15 protein-coding genes and 1 pseudogene are annotated in these 17,645 nt (G+C 61.9%); 4 read left to right on the plus strand and 12 right to left on the minus strand.

Annotation, left to right across the window (positions count from 1 at the left end):
- The first annotated feature begins 30 nt into the window (after positions 1-30).
- Positions 31-1,674: an acetolactate synthase large subunit gene (locus tag ABTV29_RS16385; RefSeq protein ID WP_433765459.1), complete on the plus strand. Its 1,644-nt coding sequence runs from the start codon at positions 31-33 to the stop codon at positions 1,672-1,674.
- Between the two features lie 169 nt (positions 1,675-1,843).
- On the opposite strand, the gene ABTV29_RS16390 is transcribed toward ABTV29_RS16385, so the two are convergent.
- Positions 1,844-3,904: a pyridoxamine 5'-phosphate oxidase family protein gene (locus ABTV29_RS16390; RefSeq protein ID WP_433765461.1), complete on the minus strand. Its 2,061-nt coding sequence runs from the start codon at positions 3,902-3,904 to the stop codon at positions 1,844-1,846.
- A 159-nt stretch (positions 3,905-4,063) separates the two neighbouring features.
- Positions 4,064-4,957, minus strand: coding sequence for a LysR substrate-binding domain-containing protein (locus tag ABTV29_RS16395; RefSeq protein WP_433765463.1), 894 nt, complete (start codon positions 4,955-4,957; stop codon positions 4,064-4,066).
- A gap of 103 nt (positions 4,958-5,060) precedes the next feature.
- Here ABTV29_RS16395 and ABTV29_RS16400 point away from each other — a divergent pair, with 103 nt between their 5' ends.
- Positions 5,061-6,482, plus strand: coding sequence for an aldehyde dehydrogenase family protein (locus ABTV29_RS16400; RefSeq protein WP_433771904.1), 1,422 nt, complete (start codon positions 5,061-5,063; stop codon positions 6,480-6,482).
- Positions 6,483-6,726: 244 nt separating this feature from the next.
- On the opposite strand, the gene ABTV29_RS16405 is transcribed toward ABTV29_RS16400, so the two are convergent.
- Entirely contained in the window at positions 6,727-7,731 is a 1,005-nt protein-coding gene (locus ABTV29_RS16405) for an aldo/keto reductase (protein WP_433765465.1), read from the minus strand.
- Positions 7,732-7,851: 120 nt separating this feature from the next.
- Between ABTV29_RS16405 and ABTV29_RS16410 the strand changes: the two genes are divergently transcribed.
- Positions 7,852-8,796 (plus strand): LysR substrate-binding domain-containing protein, encoded by a 945-nt coding sequence (locus ABTV29_RS16410; RefSeq protein WP_433765466.1) that lies wholly within the window; start codon positions 7,852-7,854, stop codon positions 8,794-8,796.
- Between the two features lie 129 nt (positions 8,797-8,925).
- Here the strand turns inward: ABTV29_RS16410 and ABTV29_RS16415 are convergent, their stop codons facing one another.
- The 3 genes from ABTV29_RS16415 to ABTV29_RS16425 all read right to left on the minus strand — a co-directional run bounded on the left by ABTV29_RS16415 (position 8,926) and on the right by ABTV29_RS16425 (position 11,207).
- Positions 8,926-9,168, minus strand: coding sequence for a DUF2790 domain-containing protein (locus tag ABTV29_RS16415; protein ID WP_433765468.1), 243 nt, complete (start codon positions 9,166-9,168; stop codon positions 8,926-8,928).
- Between the two features lie 291 nt (positions 9,169-9,459).
- Positions 9,460-10,083 carry an NIPSNAP family protein gene (locus tag ABTV29_RS16420; RefSeq protein WP_433765470.1) on the minus strand — a complete coding sequence of 208 codons (624 nt, stop codon included), beginning with the start codon at positions 10,081-10,083 and terminating at the stop codon, positions 9,460-9,462.
- 107 nt (positions 10,084-10,190) lie between these two features.
- Complete coding sequence (locus ABTV29_RS16425) at positions 10,191-11,207, minus strand: succinylglutamate desuccinylase (RefSeq protein WP_433765472.1); 1,017 nt, start codon at positions 11,205-11,207, stop codon at positions 10,191-10,193.
- 85 nt (positions 11,208-11,292) lie between these two features.
- On the opposite strand from ABTV29_RS16425, the pseudogene ABTV29_RS16430 reads away from it, so the two are divergent.
- Positions 11,293-11,853 (plus strand): annotated as a pseudogene (locus tag ABTV29_RS16430) (TetR/AcrR family transcriptional regulator); the annotation flags it as partial.
- On the opposite strand, the gene ABTV29_RS16435 reads toward ABTV29_RS16430, so the two are convergent.
- The 6 genes from ABTV29_RS16435 to ABTV29_RS16460 all read right to left on the minus strand — a co-directional run bounded on the left by ABTV29_RS16435 (position 11,809) and on the right by ABTV29_RS16460 (position 17,457).
- Positions 11,809-12,813, minus strand: coding sequence for a DMT family transporter (locus ABTV29_RS16435; RefSeq protein ID WP_433771906.1), 1,005 nt, complete (start codon positions 12,811-12,813; stop codon positions 11,809-11,811). The pseudogene ABTV29_RS16430 and the gene ABTV29_RS16435 sit on opposite strands and share 45 nt — an antisense overlap.
- Positions 12,813-13,511 carry an ABC transporter permease subunit gene (locus ABTV29_RS16440; RefSeq protein WP_433765474.1) on the minus strand — a complete coding sequence of 233 codons (699 nt, stop codon included), beginning with the start codon at positions 13,509-13,511 and terminating at the stop codon, positions 12,813-12,815. Before ABTV29_RS16440 ends, ABTV29_RS16435 begins: the two co-directional genes overlap by 1 nt.
- Positions 13,512-13,554: 43 nt before the next feature.
- Positions 13,555-14,268, minus strand: a complete 714-nt coding sequence (locus tag ABTV29_RS16445) for an ABC transporter permease (RefSeq protein WP_433765476.1) — start codon at positions 14,266-14,268, stop codon at positions 13,555-13,557.
- Between the two features lie 129 nt (positions 14,269-14,397).
- Positions 14,398-15,180 carry a transporter substrate-binding domain-containing protein gene (locus ABTV29_RS16450; protein ID WP_433765478.1) on the minus strand — a complete coding sequence of 261 codons (783 nt, stop codon included), beginning with the start codon at positions 15,178-15,180 and terminating at the stop codon, positions 14,398-14,400.
- Between the two features lie 28 nt (positions 15,181-15,208).
- The gene (locus tag ABTV29_RS16455; RefSeq protein WP_433765480.1) at positions 15,209-17,212 is read right to left on the minus strand and encodes an aminotransferase class I/II-fold pyridoxal phosphate-dependent enzyme; all 2,004 of its coding nucleotides are present in this window, start codon (positions 17,210-17,212) and stop codon (positions 15,209-15,211) included.
- Positions 17,167-17,457 (minus strand): hypothetical protein, encoded by a 291-nt coding sequence (locus tag ABTV29_RS16460; RefSeq protein ID WP_433765481.1) that lies wholly within the window; start codon positions 17,455-17,457, stop codon positions 17,167-17,169. The genes ABTV29_RS16455 and ABTV29_RS16460 overlap by 46 nt, the downstream gene beginning before the upstream one ends.
- Between the last annotated feature and the right edge of the window lie 188 nt (positions 17,458-17,645).

The following is a 17,645-nucleotide window of genomic DNA, read 5'->3' on the forward strand; positions in this document are numbered from 1 at the left end:
CCGACACCCCAACCCGAGGTACTAAACAAAATGGCCAAGGCTGCCGATGTCGTTGTGCAATGTCTGGAAAACGAGGGCGTGGAGTTCGTGTTCGGAATTCCCGGCGAAGAAAACCTGGACTTGCTTGAGTCCCTGCGCAAATCCTCGATCAAGCTGGTGTTGACCCGCCACGAACAACCCGCCGGCTTCATGGCCGCCACCTACGGCCGCCTGACAGGCAAGACCGGCGTCAGCCTGTCGACACTGGGCCCGGGCGCGACCAACCTGGTCACGGCCGGCGCCTACGCCTATCTGGGCGGCATGCCGATGCTGATGATCACCGGCCAGAAGCCGATCAAGAAGTCCAAGCAGGGCCGCTTCCAGATCCTCGATGTGGTCGGCATGATGCAGCCGTTGACCAAGTACACCCATCAGTTGGCTTCCGCCGACAACATTCCGTCCCGTGTCCGCGAAGCCTTTCGTCTGGCCCTGGAAGAAAAGCCCGGTGCCGTGCACCTGGAGCTGCCTGAAGACATCGCCGCCGAACAGACCGAGAGCATGCCGATCCCGCCGAGCCTGGTCCGCCGCCCGCTGGCCGAGCACAAGTCCATCGAAGGCGCCGTGGAGAAGCTCAAGGCCGCCCGCAGCCCGATTCTGGTGATCGGTGCCGGCGCCAACCGCAAGATGACCTGCAAGGTGCTCAAGCAGCTGATCGACAACACCGGCATTCCGTTTGTCACCACGCAAATGGGCAAGGGCGTGGTGGATGAGCGCCACCCGCGTTTTCTCGGCAACGCCGCCCTCTCCGCCGGCGACTTCGTGCATCGCGCCGTCGAGGCTGCCGACCTGATCGTCAACATCGGTCACGACGTGATCGAGAAGCCGCCGTTCTTCATGGTCCGTGGCGGCACCGAGGTGATCCACATCAACTTCCGCTCGGCCGAAGTCGATCCGGTGTATTTCCCGCAGATCGAAGTGGTGGGCGACATCGCCAATGCCGTGTGGCAGATCGGCGAGGCGCTGCAAGTCCAGCCGCACTGGGACTTCAGCCGCCTGATGGCGATCCGCGAGGCCAACGAAGCGCAGATCATCGAGGGTGCGGACGACAACCGTTTCCCGATCTACCCGCAGCGCTTCGTCGCCGATGTGCGGCGCGCCCTGCCATCCGAAGGCATCGTGGCGCTGGACAACGGCATCTACAAAATCTGGTTCGCGCGCAACTACAAGGCCCACAGACCCAATACCGTGCTGCTGGACAACGCCCTGGCGACCATGGGCGCGGGCTTGCCGTCGGCGATGGCCGCCAACCTGGTCTACCCCGATCGCCCGGTGGTCGCAGTGTGCGGCGACGGTGGTTTCATGATGAACAGCCAGGAACTGGAAACCGCCGTGCGCCTGAAGATGAACCTCACGGTGATCATCCTGCGTGACGACGGCTACGGCATGATCCGCTGGAAGCAGGCCAACATGGGCTTCACCGATTTCGGCCTGGATTACGGCAACCCGGACTTCGTCAAATACGCCGAAGCCTATGGCGCCAAGGGCCACCGGGTGGAAAGCGCCGAAGGCTTCCTGCCGTTGCTGCAACGCTGCATCGGCGAACCGGGCGTGCACCTGATCGACTGCCCCGTGGACTATTCGGAGAATGACTTCATTCTAAACAGCGAGCTCAAGCGCAGGAGTGCGCTGGTCTGATCTGCCTGCATGGCATCAATGATCGTTCCCACGCTCTGCGTGGGAACGATCAAACACAACCACTGTGGGAGCGAGCCTGCTCGCGATGACGGTGTGTCAGGCGACATGGATGTTGAATGTGCCGGCCCTATCGCGAGCAGGCTCGCTCCTACAGGGTTTCGCACCCGATTCAGATCTCCAGCACCAGCGGCTCGCTACCCTGCGCCGGCACTGCGCAGCAGATCAGCACTTCATCAGCGGCCAGGCCGGGTTCCGGGGTGTTGAGGTAATGCACCTGGCCGCTGCTCATGCGGGTCTTGCAGGTGCCGCAGGAGCCACCGCGACAGCTGAACTCGGGGTTCAGGCCACGGGCTTCCGCCAGTTCCAGCAGGGTCCCGGTGCCCGGTTCCCAGCGTGCTTCCTTGCCTGAGGTGGAAAACAGCACCTTCACCGATTCACTCGACACAGGCACCTGCTGCGCCGCCGGCACGCTGACTTCGGCGTCACGGACCAGCGTGGACGGGCCGAAGGTTTCTGCGTGAATGCGGTCGTCGGGAATGCGCAATTTGCGCAAACCATCGTACAGCGCCTGGGTAAAGCTCCCCGGCCCGCACAGGTAGAAGTCGTAGTCGTTGAGCGGCAGCACGGTCTTGAGCAGCTCGACGTCGATCCGGCCTGTCACGTCGTGACCTTCGCTGCCGTCGCCCTTACCTTCGAGGGGCGGTTGGCTGACCACACGCAGGACCTTCACCTTGTCCCCTGCCCGCGCCGCCAGTTCATCAACTTCCTTGCGGAAGGCCAGATCGTCCACGGAGCGGCTGCTTTGCACCACCCAGGTCGGGCGCATGCGGTTGATGCGTTTGCCCTGGTAAACCACTTCCCGCAGCATCGACAACAGCGGCGTCACGCCAACGCCGGCACCGAGCAGCACCAGCGGACGCCGTTCGGACGCCTGCACGGTGAAGTGTCCTTGGGGCGCGCGCCCTTCGATCCAGTCGCCGACCTGAATCCGCTCATGCAAGTGCGCTGACACCAGACCGTCGCGCTTGACGCTGATACGCAGGAATTGATCCGAAGGTGCGCTGGAAACACTGTAGGTGCGAATCGACGGGGCCTTCTGCCCTTCCAGTTGAACGCGCACGGGCAGGTGTTGCCCCGGTTCAAACCCGGGCAGGCCGACGCCATCGCCAGGTTCCAGATAAAACGAGCGAATGCTGCGGCTTTCATCGACGATGCGCGCCACCCGCAGCGCTCGCCAGTGGGTACGCAGAGCTTCGGCCTGCAGGCGCTCGGCGGCCTGCTCCCAGCTGCCGGTCATCATTGAGTTGGGCGATTCCCCTTCCACTGTATCCACCCAGCGCAGCGGAATCGCCGCCTTGCGGTGAACAACGCGCTGCGGCTTGAAGCGCCACAGCCGCTCGGCGCCCTGGAACGCGGCAATTTCGGGGTCGTCCAGCAACACTTCGGCGGTCCCGCTCATTTGCAGCAGATCACCGCTCTGGAAGTCGATGAACAACAGCCCGGCGCGGGGGTTGAGCAGGATGTTGCCCAGGGTGTTGAAAAACAGGTTGCCGGAGAAATCCGGAATGGTCAGCGTGCCGTCTTCCTCCATGCGTACAAAACCCGGCTTGCCGCCACGATGGGAGGCATCGACCTGGTTCTGGCCATCGCGCTCGACGTAGGTCGCGACATAAAACGAGTCGGCCGTGGTGGTCAGGCGACGCACCAGCGGGTCTGTCGCGGTCAACTCGAGGGCGACGTCCTCGATCTGGTCGGCGAATTCGTACTGGCGCAGATTGATGTAGCGCGGGCAATTGCCGTAGGCCTGGGTGACCGCAATCTCGATGCCGTTCTCCAGCTCACGCAGCACGTTGCCATTCATGCGGTTGCGCCGACGGGTGTGCAGCTCAATGCCCAGCATGCCGATGGCATCGCCCGGCTGCATGCCCTCTTGCGCCGGGTCGTTGGGCTGGGGCTCAAGCTTAATGTGCAGGCGTTCCGGTTCGGGGGAATGCATGAAGCCGGGTTGCCCCGTACGGATCGTGGCCCACACGTCGCCCTGGCGGTCCACGGCGCCAAGCACCACAAAAGGCAATTGCGCATAGAACTCGCGATGCTGGTCCGGCATCCAGGTCCGTGACATTTGTCGCTGGCCGACACCCACCATCATCTCCACCGCACCGACCGCACGTTGCAAGGTCAACTCGCCTTCATGCCAGGGTGAAGGTTGCGCTTTCGTGACTTCATCCATCGGGTGTCTCCTTGCGCCAGTGACTGGGGGGTAACGTCGTGAGCGCTATCTTCCTCCCGAAATCCTTGCGACAGAATCCATACGGATTGCAATCCACTATTTCAGAAACTGAAACGACCGCCCTGCTACGCGCGATCCATGGCGCGTCCGGCAATGAAGTCAGCTGCCTTGCTCGTGGATCAGCTCGATCAGGGCTCGCAGGGCGGCGGGTATGTGGCGATGGCCTGCGTAGTACAGCGAGAGGCCCGGAGCCGCTGGCGTCCATGGTTCCAGGACCTTGACCAGACGCCCGTCAGCCAGCTCGTCCTGCACATAAAACTGCGGCAACTGTGCGAGCCCTGCGCCTTGCCTGACCGCTTCAACCATCAGTAAAGGCGTGTCCAGTACCAAGGGCCCCCGCACCTCGACAGTCAAGGTTTGGTCGTCACGGATGAATTCCCAGGGCGATGCCGCGCCGCCGGGAAGACGTGCCCGTATGCAGGCGTGATCGAGCAGGTCTTCGGGCACCAGCGGCCGCGGGTGCGTGGAAAAATAGCCGGGCGAACCCACCACGGCCATTGGGATGTCCCGGGTGATAGGCACGCGAATCATGTCCCGTGGCACCCGCGTCCCCTGCCGCAGCCCCGCGTCGAATCCTTCGGCGATGATGTCGACCAGCTTTCCTTCGGTGGTGATGTCCACCGTCATGCCCGGATGGCGCTTCAGGAACTTGAGCAAGATCGGCTGGAACACCATGAGCGCCGCACCCAGCGAACTGTTGATGCGCAGCGTGCCTGTCAGGACGGATTGATCCTCGTGCAGGTTTTGCATCGCGTGCTGGATATGGGCGACGGCAGGTTCTATCTGCTCGACGAAGCGCTGCCCGGCCTCCGTCAGCGAGACGCTGCGGGTAGTCCGATGAAACAGCCGCGTACCCAACCGCGCCTCCAGACCGGCGACCGCTTTGCTGACCGCCGTGGTGGACATGTTCAGGTCGGTGGCCGCTGCACGGAAACCCCGCCGCCGGGCGACGGCCAGCACCACTTCCAGTTCGATCAGGCCGCTTTTATACATTGTCCCGGATACCTTGATAATTCATCCGCATTTGAGCGGATTATCGGCACGATGACAAATCGATAGATTGGCCACTCATCAGTACGACGATCCGGGGCAAATCATGTGGAACATCAGCGAGGCATACATCGACGGCAAGTTCGTGCCGGTACAGGGCACGGAAGTCATACAGATCATCAATCCGGCGACCGAAGCCGTGATCGGTACGGCCACCCTGGCCAATCGCGATGACGCACGGTTGGCGATCCACGCCGCCCGTCGCGCACAGCGCACCTTCGCCAGAACCTGCAAGGCCGAGCGTATCGAGATGCTCAGGCAACTTCAGGCAGCCGTATTGAGCAGTGCCGGGCAGATCCGCGACTCGGCCATCGAGGAATACGGCGGCGTGTTCGCCCGCACACAGTGGGTCAGCCAATATGCCTCCCAGTGTTTTGCCAATGCCGCGCAAACACTGGAGGACTACCCCCTGATTCGCACCGTCGGTACGGCGCAGGTCGTGATGGAGCCGGTGGGTGTCTCGGCACTGATCGCGCCCTGGAACAGCGTGGCCGGGACAATTTGCAGCAAGCTGGCCTCGGCCATCGCCGCAGGTTGTACCTCGGTGATCAAACCCAGTGAGCTGAGCCCCTTGCAGTCCCGGGTGATCGCCCAGGCGCTGCACAGCGCCGGCTTGCCGGACGGCATCTTCAACATGCTGTCGGGACGGGGCCAGGATGTCGGTGATGAATTGAGCACCCATCCCGACATCGCCAGGATCTCCTTCACCGGCTCTACGGCCACCGGCAAGCTGATCGCCCGCGCCGGCTTGCAAGGCATGAAACGCGTGAGCCTGGCCCTGAGCGGCAAATCGGCGTCCATCGTGTTGGACGATGCGGACCTTTCCACCACCATCGCACTGGCGATGAATGCCGCCTTCATGAACAACGGCCAGGCATGCATTGCCGGCACACGGCTGCTGGTGCCGCGAACGCGCCTGGATGAGGTCATCGGCGCCGTGCAGGCGTTTGCCGCAACCTTGCACGTCGGTGATCCCAAGGATCCGGACACCGCCATGGGCCCGCTGGCCAGCCTCGCCCAATACCAACGCGTTCAGCACTACATTCAGCGCGGCTTGGCCCAGGGCGCCAGGTTAATTGTCGGTGGCGAGGGTCGCCCGGCCGGGCTGGAACAGGGTTATTTCGCAAGGCCCACGGTTTTCGCCAATGTCAGCCAGGACATGTTCATTGCCCGCGAGGAGATTTTCGGGCCGGTGCTGTCGATCATGACCTATGACAGCGAAGAACAGGCCATCCAGATCGCCAACGGCACGGAGTATGGACTTTACGCCTACGTGTTCTCGAGCGATCTGCAGCGCGCCAGCCACATCGCTTCCCGGCTGGAAGCCGGCACCGTGATGATCAACCGGATCAACCCGGAGCTGTTGGCGCCGTTTGGTGGGGTGAAGCAATCGGGGATTGGCAGGGAGTTCGGGGTTGCCGGACTGGAGTCGTTCCTGGAGGCCAAGACCATCGTAACGGCCCTGTAGGAGCGAGCATGCTCGCGATCGAGGCCGGGCAGTCGACAAAGATGTTGGCTGCCAAGGCCTCATCGCGAGCAGGCTCGCTCCCACAGGGGTTCTATGCTGGACACAAAAATTGCGGCTATACCCAATCCATTGTGGGAGCGAGCCTGCTCGCGATGGCGGCCGCACAGTCGACGATGATGTTGACTGCAAAGGCCTCATCGCGAGCAGGCTCGCTCCTACAGGGGTTACAGGTTGCAGCCAGTCGTTATGCAGGGACCGGCGCGTTGGCCGCGATCAACCCGGCACTGCGCAGTTCTGCCCAGAATGCCGCCGGAATCACCGCTTTGAGCGCGGCCACGTCTTCGGCGATTCGCTCCGGACGGCTGGCACCCGGGATCACCGCGGCCACCGCCGGGTTGGCCAGGGAGAATTGCAGGGCGGCGGCCTTGATATTCACACCATGGGCCTGGGCGATGCGCTTGATGTGCTCGACCTTCTGGATGATCTGCGGGCTGGCCTTCTGGTATTCGAAGTGTGCGCCACCGGCCAGGATCCCTGAGCTGTACGGACCGCCAACCACGATATCGACATTCTGCGCACTCGCCGAAACCATCACGCGCTGCAGTGCACGTTCGTGATCGAGCAAGGTGTAGCGACCAGCGAGCAGCATGCCATCGGGACGGGCTTCTTCCAGATCCAGGGTCAGCTCGATCGGCTCGACGCGGTTCACACCCAGGCCCCAGGCCTTGATCACGCCCTCGTCACGCAGACGGTCCAGGACCTTGAACGCACCGGTGCGGGCCTGTTCGAAGTATTGCAGCCATTGGTCGCCATAGAAGTCCTGGGCGATGTCGTGAATCCAGACGATGTCCAGGTGATCGGTCTTCAGGCGCTTGAGGCTGTCTTCGATGGAGCGCAGGGTCGCGTCGGCGCTGTAGTCATTGACGATCTTGTTGCGCAGCCCGTGTTCGAACACACCGCTTTTTTCACCCAGGTCACGGGCGCTGTTGTCCAGTTCGTCGAGGATCACGCGGCCGACCTTGGTGCTCAGGACATAGTCATCGCGCTTGTATTTTTCCAGCGCGTTACCCAGGCGGATCTCGGAAAGGCCGGCACCGTAGAACGGTGCGGTGTCGAAGTAACGAACCCCGGCATCCCAGGCTGCATCAACGGTGGCCAATGCTTCGGTTTCAGGAATGTCACGGAACATGTTGCCCAGTGGGGCAGTACCGAAACCCAATACGCCTGGCAATTTGTCTTTCAAGCTCATTTTTCAATCCTCTGGATTTTCGAGTGATCGCCGGTGGCGACCGTTGAGCAGATCCTAGATTGCGTAGCACAGACCGTCCAAGACACAATAGGCCACACTTGAGACCTCGCGAGCATCACCATGATCGATCTACGCCAGCTGCGCTATTTCATCGTTACCGCCGAAGAGGAACATGTGGGCCGCGCCGCCGAACGGTTGCACATTTCCCAGTCGCCCCTCAGCCGGCAGATCGCCCAGCTCGAAGAACGCCTGGGCCTGGTCCTGTTCGAGCGCACCCAACAACGCATCCGCCTGACAACCGACGGACGGACCTTCCTCACCGAAGCCCGCGCCCTGCTCACCCACGCCAATCGCCTGGAGTCATTGGGCAAACGCCTGGGGCGTGGCGAGGAAGGCGGGTTGTGTATCGGCTACATCGAAAACGCCATGCACGCCAACGTGCTGCCGGCGGCCTTGCGTGAAGTCCGCGAAATCCGCCCCGGCGTGCACATTGCGCTGCACCACCTGAGCTCCGCCGACCAGCTCGAAGGTTTGCGCCAGCGCAGCCTGGATGTGGCACTGGTCAGCGAGCCGCCAAGCAACGATGACCCGGAGCTGACGCATTTCCAGCTGCTGGAAGACCCGATGCAGTTTGCCTTGCCGGCCGATCATCCGCTGGCGGGCACCGAGCGCCTGCTACCGACCCACGTGCAGGATCTGGACTGGATCGGTGTGAAGTACAGCCAGGGCGAGAACCACCACGCCGATTTCGTCGCGGCCTGCATCCGCGCAGGGTTCACCCCGCAGATCCGCCTTGAGGCCGCCGAGCCCTACACCGCCCTGGGCCTGGTGGCGGCCGGGCTGGGTGTGGCCATGACCCAGAAAAGCCTGAATCAGGCGGCGCATCCTGGGGTGGTGTTCCGCGAGCTGCCCTGGCTGACCTTCACTATGCCGCTGTGGGTGGCCTGGCACCGGGTCACCCTGCGACCGCTGGTGGAAACCTTCCGCCTGATTCTCACCGGCCCCGAGCCGGCGCCCTTTGTTGCGCCGCAACAAAGCATGGTGAGCACACTCGCTCCAATGTAGGAGCTGCCGCAGGCTGCGATCTTTTGACCTTGCCTTCAAAAGTCTTTCTACGAGCAATAAAAAACGCCGCGTCAGACGCGGCGTTTTCAGTTGTTTCAGAAGGGTCAGGAACAGCCCGGATCATCAGCCTCATCCGTTTTGCTGGCCATTACCAAGGATTGTGTAATCCAGGGTACGGGTCACGCCAGTGCTGTCGAGGTAGACCATCTGCGAGTTGATGACACCGTTTACTTTTTCAGGATCCTGGGCGGATTTGATGCTGATGACCCTGGCAATATCCAGCCCTTTCTGATTCGAGCTTGCCTGCGCAGACTCTTGGGCGGATGCAAACACGCTGGCTAACGAAAGTGCGGCGAAAAGTACGTATTTCATGATGAATCTCCGGGATAAGTGGTTTAAGTGAGCAATTTCGAAGTCTGTGCTTGCTCGCTTGAAACCAATTATCAATTCATCATCGCGATGGCGAAAGTTCGCCAAATCAATACTACATATTAAGAAAATCGATCAGCAGAAACCCCCTGATTGATTTTCTGTTTTTTTGTAGGAGCGAGCCTGCTCGCGATGGTCTACAGAGCGACGCGTATATGCAGATATCCCGCGTTATCGTTCGCGACCATCGCGAGCAGGCTCGCTCCTACAGGGGAAAGTATTCCCATGTACCACCTACGCCAATGGTGAAAACGCCGCCGGCAAGTAGATCGTCGAACGCATGTCGCGCAGCTGCGGGCCGGAGTTTTCCGGTGGCCAGACGCCGTCCGCCACCGCCTGGGTGCGTACTTGCAGGCGCTGCTCCAGGTTGCCCCAGGGCCAGATGTGCAGGTAGCGCGGCAAGGCGCCGTCAGTGGCATAAAACGCGGCGTAGACCGGTGAATACTGTTCGGCGGTGCGCGCCTCGATCGCCTTGGCCCAGCCATCGAGGGTCGGTTGCAGGCCGGCACTGATCAGGTCGTAGACCCGCAGTTCGTAACATGGCCCGTGCTTGCCGGGGGCCAGGGGCTTGAGGAAGGGAAACAGGCTGTAGTTTTCGATCCGCAGATCGGTGATGAATTCGTTGATGCCGAAGGCTTGGCCATCCAGCAAAAAGCGTTCGCGCTCCGCCTGCCGCGCGCTTTCGTCGGCAAAACCGCGCAACAGCGCTATCTGGTTCAACTGACCGATCTCCGAGGCCCAGCACCCCATCAGGGTGCCGCCAATCCCGGGCTCGGCCAGTGCCGTTTCAATCCGCGCCAGCGCTGCCGCAACAGTGCGAACCTTTACCGTGAAGGTGATCAACTCGAATAACCGCATGGCGTACTCCGGCCAAAAGCTTGACAGCCGGCAGCCTATGGCAACGCTTTGCAGCGCGGTATTCGAGTGATCCCCCGAGGCCTAAGTGATTTCTTTAGGGCCCCGGCCTAGTTCGGGTCCAGCAACCCGCCGCTCCAGTTACGTGACTGCCGGGTGCCGGTGAACTTCGCCACGCCCATGCCCTGGCCGATCAAGCGATCCCGGTAGCGCGTGACCAGGCGCCCGGTCTGTTCGGCATGCAGCACCACTTCCGAAGACGGGTCGCCCGGCCGGCGCAGGATCCGCGCGAACCGCTGGCCCTCCTCGACCAGATCGCCCAATTCTTTCTCGAAGATCAGCACCCCCGGCTGCGGTGCCAGGATGGTTTCCATGTGGCCCATTTCAACGGCCTCGACAGGCCAGTCGGCGGGCGCCGGCGCGTCATCGATCACGCCGTATCCGCACAGCCAGGCATAGAGGCCTTCGGCATCCTGCTGGGCGAAACGATCATTGACGTCGCCCTGCCCACGCAACTCCAGGGTTGCGGCCATGTGCCGGTCGGCGTTGCCCTCGCGCAGCCATGGGGCAATGATGGTTTCCTCGAAGGAACCGTCCCCGCCCTCGTCCCAGATGATCGCCACGTCCATCTTCATCGCCGCCGCCAGGTCGCGGCCACGGGGCCAGAAACTGCGGTGCACGTAGAGGTAAGGCAGGGCTTCGTCATCGGTGTGCAGGTCGAGCATCACGTCTGCCGTGGCGGCCAGTTGCACCAGTTGCTTTTGCCACTGCTGGACGACGGTCGAGGGCTGCGCCATGGCTGCGGACTGGTCGAAGCCACGGTTGAAATTGTGCCCGGTGGCGTCGTGATGACGACCCAGAATCCGCCCCTGACGAAACTGCCCGATGCCCAGCGGATTGGCCTGCGGCACCACGGTGACGCTGCCCTTGAGCCGCCCTTGCTGTTCGGCCAGCTGAAGGCGTTGCATCAGCAGGTGCAGCACCAGCATCCCGGCGATTTCATCGGCATGCACCCCCGCCTGCAAATGCACGGCCGGCCCGCTGCCGTTGCCGGTGAAACGCCAGGCACCGACCTGAACCGCGTCGCCGTTATTGTTGTGAACATTGAACGAAACATCCTGCGCCATTCGATTGCCCTCCTGTCGTGTATGTCAAAAGCGTCGTCGTGAACGGGACTGGTGATTGAACGAGTGTTCAACTAAGCTCGCAAACATGAGCGATCATCAGGAATCTCCCGTGACCACCATCCCGAAAAACCGCCGCGCCGAAGCCGACGAACGCCGTGAATCACTGGTAGCCGCAGCCCTGCGCTGTCTGGTCCGCGATGGCCACGCCGGTCTTTCCGTGCGCCGCATCGCCACCGAAGCCGGGGTGTCCGTCGGCCTGCTCAACCACCATTTCGGCAGCATCGACGCGCTGATCGCCGACACCTACCAGAAGCTCGCCATCGAGCTGACCACCGCCCTGCGCAACGAAATCGAACAGGCCGGCACCCCGGCGCAAAAGATGGATGCGTTCCTTGTCGGGTCCTTTTCGCCGCGGGTCATGGACCCGCAATTGCTCGGGGCCTGGGTGGTGTTCTGGAGCCTTATCCGCCACTCCGAGCATGTCAGCCAGTCCCACGAAAAAAGCTACGGTGCCTACATCGACCTGCTGTGCCAGTTGCTCGATGACCTGGCCACCAGCGAGGGTTTCCGGATCCACGACACCCGCCTCGCCGCCATCGGTCTATCGGCGATGCTCGACGGTCTCTGGATCGAGTGGAGCCTCAACGCCGAGACCTTCAGCCCGGCCAACGGCCTGCACATCTGTCGTTGCTGGATAAAGGGATTGCGAAACGGAGCATTCGACACCGACGACGTCCTGTGAGGCGTGCCGCCCGAAAATCATCGCCAGGGTGCCGCTGACCGCGATCAGACCGGCGCCGATCATCAGCGACACATCCATCAGCGTGCCCCAGACCAGGCTCGACAACAGGAACGCCCAGATCAGCCCGGTGTACTCGAACGGTGCCAGCACCGTGGCGGTGGCGCGCTGGAAACTGGCGAACAGCAGGAACTGCCCCGCCCCGCCCATCAGCCCGGCGGCGAGCATGCCCAGCCACGCCGGCATCGGCGTCGGGGTGTGGGTCCAGGGCAACGCCACGGCCATGCAGATCACGAACACCACGTTGGTGATCAGCATCTGCTCCAGCACTGAAGTCTGGTCATCCACCTGGCGCAGCTGGATGTAGGTAAAGGCCCAGAACACCGCCGCCAGCAGCGTCAGGACAATCGGCACCGGGTCGGCCATGTTGTTGGGACGACAGGCAATCACCACGCCGATGAAACCGAGGATCAGGGCAAACCACTGCCAGCCGCTGACGCGCTCCTTGAGAATGGTCGTGGCCAGCACCGTGACCATGATCGGCGCCGAGAAATACAGGGTGGTCATTTCCGCCAGGGTCAGGTCCCGCGCCGCCGTGTAGTACAGCAGCCAGGCGGCAATCGACAGCAGGCCGCGCACCACCAGCAGGCGTCGGCTGGACGAACGCCACGCCCGCCGCACCAGTTCCGTACGTCCGGCCAGCAAACAGGCACCCGCCACCACCACGGCGCGCCAGAACAGAATGGTGAACACCGAATAACCGTCCACCAACCACTTGATGCCCGCGTCCTGCAAGGACAGGAATGCATAGCCCACGACACACAGGCCAATGCCTTGCAGCGAGCGGTCAACCCGTGGCTGGTTCATCATGCGGACCTGCGCACCGGGGTTCCCCGGCGTTCGGCAAAGGCGAACAGCGCCTCGATCATGAACGTCAGGCAGATGTAGACCCCGGCCACCAGCAACAGCGGCTCGTACACTTGCAGGGTCTGCGCCCGTACCACGTTGGCCGCGCCCAAAAGGTCAATGACCGCAATGGTCGAGGCCAGTGCCGTGGATTTGAGCAACATCACCGTTTCCCCGGCCAGGGTCGGCAACAGCAGGCGCAGCGCCCGGGGCAAACGCACCCGCAACAGTGCCTGGCGTGGCGTCATGCCAAAGGCCGAAGCCGCTTCCATTTCACCCTTGGGCACCGCCAGCAGGCCGCCGCGAATCACTTCGCCGACATAGGCCCCCACCGAAACCACCAAGGCAAAGACGATGTACCAGTAGCCATCGCGCATGTATGGCCAGAGAAAACTGCCGCGTATCAACGGGAACTGCGCAAAAAGGCTGCCCAGGCCGTAATAGAAGATGTAGATCTGGATCAGCAGCGGCGTACCGCGCGTCACGCTGGTGAAGAACAGGCTGGTCTTGGCGATCAGTTTGTTCTTGGAGATGCGTGCCAGTGCCACAAGCACGGCCAGGACAAACCCCGCCACGCTGGAAATCAGCAGGATGGCGATGGTCGTTTGCAACCCTCGCCCCAACAGTGATGCGTACTCAATTATCCACGCTGGAATCATTTCGTTCTCTCAACCTGTCAATTCGGCCCGTTTGTTCAGCCCATCAGTCGACAATGGGCATCCAGCGACGAATACGTCGCTCCAGCCGTCCCGACAAGTAGTTGGATGCCAGGGTCACCGCGTAATACAGCGCCGCAGCGGTGAGATAGAACAACAGGTATTGACGCGTCGACCCGGCGGCCTGCTTGGCGGTGTACAGCAGCTCGTTGGTACCGACCACGCTGATCAGGGCACTGTCCTTGATCAGGTTGATCCACAGGTTGGCCATCCCCGCCATTGCATAGGGGGCCATGATCGGCAGCGTGACCCGCCGGAACAGGCCGAAGCCGTGCAGGCCGAAAGCTTTGCCCGCTTCGATCTGGCCAAAGGGAATGGCCTGGATCGCCGCGCGGAAGATCTCCGACGCGTAGGCGCCTTGCACCAGTCCCAGCACCAGGATCGCCGCCAGTGGCCCGCTGACGTTTACCGCGTCGTACCCCATCGACTCCATCAACCGGTTCAGGAGCATGGAGCCGACGTAGAACAGCAACAGGATCATCAGCAATTCGGGTACGGCACGGAACAAGGTGGTGTAACCCCGGGCCAGTGCCGCAATCGGCTTGGGCGCGCCGAGCTTGAGGCAGGCCACGACCAGTCCGACGATCAAACCGACCACAAAGGCCCCGGCCGATATCTGCAGGGTCATTCCCAGACCCTTGAGCAACGCTGCGCCCCATCCCTGTTCGCTGAAACCGATCATCTCGAACATTGTTGGCATTTCAGTCTCCGACCTTCAAATCACCCCGCCCCCTGTGGGAGCAAGGCTTGCCCGCGATGGGGCCCGCGAGGACGCCATCGCGGGCAAGCCTTGCTCCCACAGGGATTTGTGATTCCCGATGGCGTGTGTTTAGAACGCTGGCTTCACGTTGATACCGAAGTAGCTCTGGGACAGGTCGTCGTAGTCTTTGCTTGCCAACAGTTCAGTGATGGCCTTGTCGAGTTTGGCCTTGAGTGCGGTGTCTTCCTTGCGAATGCCGGCGCCCACGCCCTTGCCGAACAGAGGGTCGTACGGCACGTTGGTGATATACGCCAGGTCTTTGGCATCCGGAGTCTTGACGAAGGCGGCCATGGCAGTGCCATCGGCCATTTGCATGTCGATGCGGCCGGCAATCAGGTCCGCGTTGACCGAATCCTGGGTGTCGTAATACTTCACATCGGCAATTTTTTCGCCGTAGGCCTTCAGGTAGCTGGCACTTACCGTCGAGTTCTGCACACCAATGGTCTTGCCCTTCAGATCATCCGGAAATTTGCCGATAGTGGTGCCCTTCGGCGCGACAACCGCAACCGCCGAGTCGTAATAGGCCTTGCTGAAGGCGATCTGTTTTTCACGCTCTTCGGTCACCGACATCGAGGAAAAAATCACGTCGATCTTTTTTGCCAGCAGCGACGGAATGATCCCGTCCCATGCCACTTCCTTGATCTCGCACTCGGCTTTCATTTCGCTGCACAGCTTGTGGATCAGGTCCACTTCAAAGCCCTTCCACTCACCGTTGGCCTGCTTCTCGGTGTACGGCGGATAGGGTTCGGCCGCGACCGCGAAACGGATCGGTTGGGCTTGCGCCGCGCTCATGCCGGCCAGCATTACAGCGGCCACGCCGGTGATCCAGGTTGCCAAACGTCGATTTCCCATGATTGTTCCCCGTCTTTTATTGATGTTATTAGCGAGTCTGATGAGCGTTGACGAACTGTCGGCAACGCTCGCTGCGTGGGTGTACGAACACATCGTCCGGCGTACCGGTTTCCTCGATCAGGCCTTGATGCAAGAAGGCGACTTTGGAAGAGACATCGCGTGCGAAGGCCATTTCATGGGTCACCAGGATCATGGTCCGGCCTTCTTCGGCGAGCGAGCGGATCACCCGCAGCACTTCCCCGACCAGTTCCGGGTCGAGTGCCGAGGTGGGTTCATCGAACAGCATGACCTTGGGCCGCATGGCCAGGGCCCGGGCGATGGCCACCCGTTGTTGCTGCCCCCCGGAGAGAAACGCCGGGTATTCGTTGCGCTTGGCCGCCAGCCCTACGCGTTCGAGCAGCGCTTCGGCCCGTTCGGTGGCCTCCGCCTTGCTCTCGCGCAGGACCTGGGTCGGCGCTTCGATCAGGTTTTCCAGCACCGTGCGATGGGGCCAGAGGTTGAAGTTCTGGAACACCATGCCCAGGCTGGAGCGGATGCGTACCAGCTGCTTGGCATCCGACACCAGCGGCTGGCCGGGACGGGTGTGGTTCAGATGAATGCTTTCGCCGTCCACCAGAATGCGTCCCTGGTCCGGCACTTCGAGCATGTTGATGCAACGCAGCAAGGTACTTTTGCCCGAGCCGCTGGCGCCGATCAGCGAGATCACGTCGCCTTCGCGGGCGGTCAGTGATACGCCCTTGAGCACTTCGATATTGCCGAAGCGCTTGTGCAGTTTTTCCACCTCGATCATGGTCCGCACCGTCGCTGGCTGGACGATCGGTTCGCTGGTCACACGGCTGATCGCCGGCTTGGGGGCTTCATCCTTGAGCACCAGGAGAAAATCGCGAATACGCTTGCACGCTTCGGTCAGGCGCTCTTCACCCAAGGTGAAGGACAGGCGCACAAAACCCTGGGCCGGCTCGCCAAAGGCGGCGGCATCGAGCACCGATACCTTCGCCTCGCGCAACAGCCGCCAGGCGAACTCCAGCGACGTCAGGCCGGTACCGCGTACATCCAGCAGGACGAACATGCCGGCATCGGGCTTGAGTACGGCAATCGGCTCGCAACCCGACAGCCCCGCCACCACCAGATCACGGCGCCGCCGATAGATGTCGCGCATGCCATGGCTGACTTCGTCGTGGGCCTGCACCGCCTTGAGCGCGGCCTCCATACAGAACCCCGGCAAGCCGTAGAGCATGCTCAACACCAGGGTTTCGGCATGGGCGACCAGCGCCGGATCGGCAACGATCCAGCCGATGCGCCAGCCGGTCATGGCGTGGGATTTGGACAGGCTGCCGATCACCACGCAGCGCTCGGCCATGCCAGGCAACGCCGCCAGGCTCAGATGGTCGCGCTCGAAGGTCAGGCTTTCATAGACTTCGTCCACCACTACCCACAGGTCGTGGGCAATGGCCAGGTCGGCGATGGTTTGAAGCTCTTCGCGGTTGAGCACCACGCCCGTGGGATTGTTCGGGTTGGACAGGAAAATCGCCTTGGTCCGCGGGGTGATGGCCTGGGCCAGCACGGCGGCGTCGAGGCGGAAGTCATCGTCCGCCGAGCACGGTACCCGTACCAGGGTGGCGCCGGAGGCCTTGAGGGTCGCTTCGTAGGTCACGTACATCGGGTCAAGGGCGATCACCTCGTCGCCGGCACTGAGCAGGCACATCGAAGCGGTGAACAAGGCGTTCTGCGCTCCGGCCACGGTGATCACGTTTTCGGCTTGCACCTCGCGGCCGAACAGTTTGGCGTAGCGCCCGGCGATGGCGTCGCGCAGGGCCTTGCGGCCAGCGATTTCGGTGTAGTGGGTGTCACCTTCGCGCAGCGCTTCGATCGCGGCTTCGGTGATGAAGTCTGGAGTGGGGAAATCTGGATCGCCGACACTGAGAATGATCACATCCTCACCGCGTCGTCGCGCATCGAAAGCCGCGTAGTGAATATCCCAGGCCGCTACACCTTGACCTGAGATCCGCTCAACAAAGGGTGAAAACCGCATGCCAGTGCCTCGTTCAAAATGAAGAAACGCAAGCCCGCAACCAGCCGGGAGAGAAGGTGAAAAAGAACATAATCCAAGCTGAACACTCGTTCAACAGAAAACTGATGAAGATGCGCGTTCAGCGCAAACAGGTCGTTTTTAAAACATTGGCGCCGTTTTTTATTCAACTGTGGGAGCGAACTTGCTCGCGATAGCGATCCGTCAGCCGCCATCGATGTTGCCTGTGCCGCCTTCATCGCGAGCAAGCTCGCTCCTACAGGGGTTCCAGGCTGGTCACAAGAATTGCGGCTATCCCCAATCCATTGTGGGAGCGAGCCTGCTCGCGATAGCGATCCGTCAGCCGCCATCGATGTTGCCTGTGCCGCAGTCATCGCGAGCAGGCTCGCTCCTACAGGGGTTCCAGGCTGGTCACAAGAATTGCGGCTATCCCCAA

Origin of the sequence: Pseudomonas putida (assembly GCF_050989985.1) — a bacterium.
Lineage (GTDB): Bacteria > Pseudomonadota > Gammaproteobacteria > Pseudomonadales > Pseudomonadaceae > Aquipseudomonas > Aquipseudomonas putida_AI.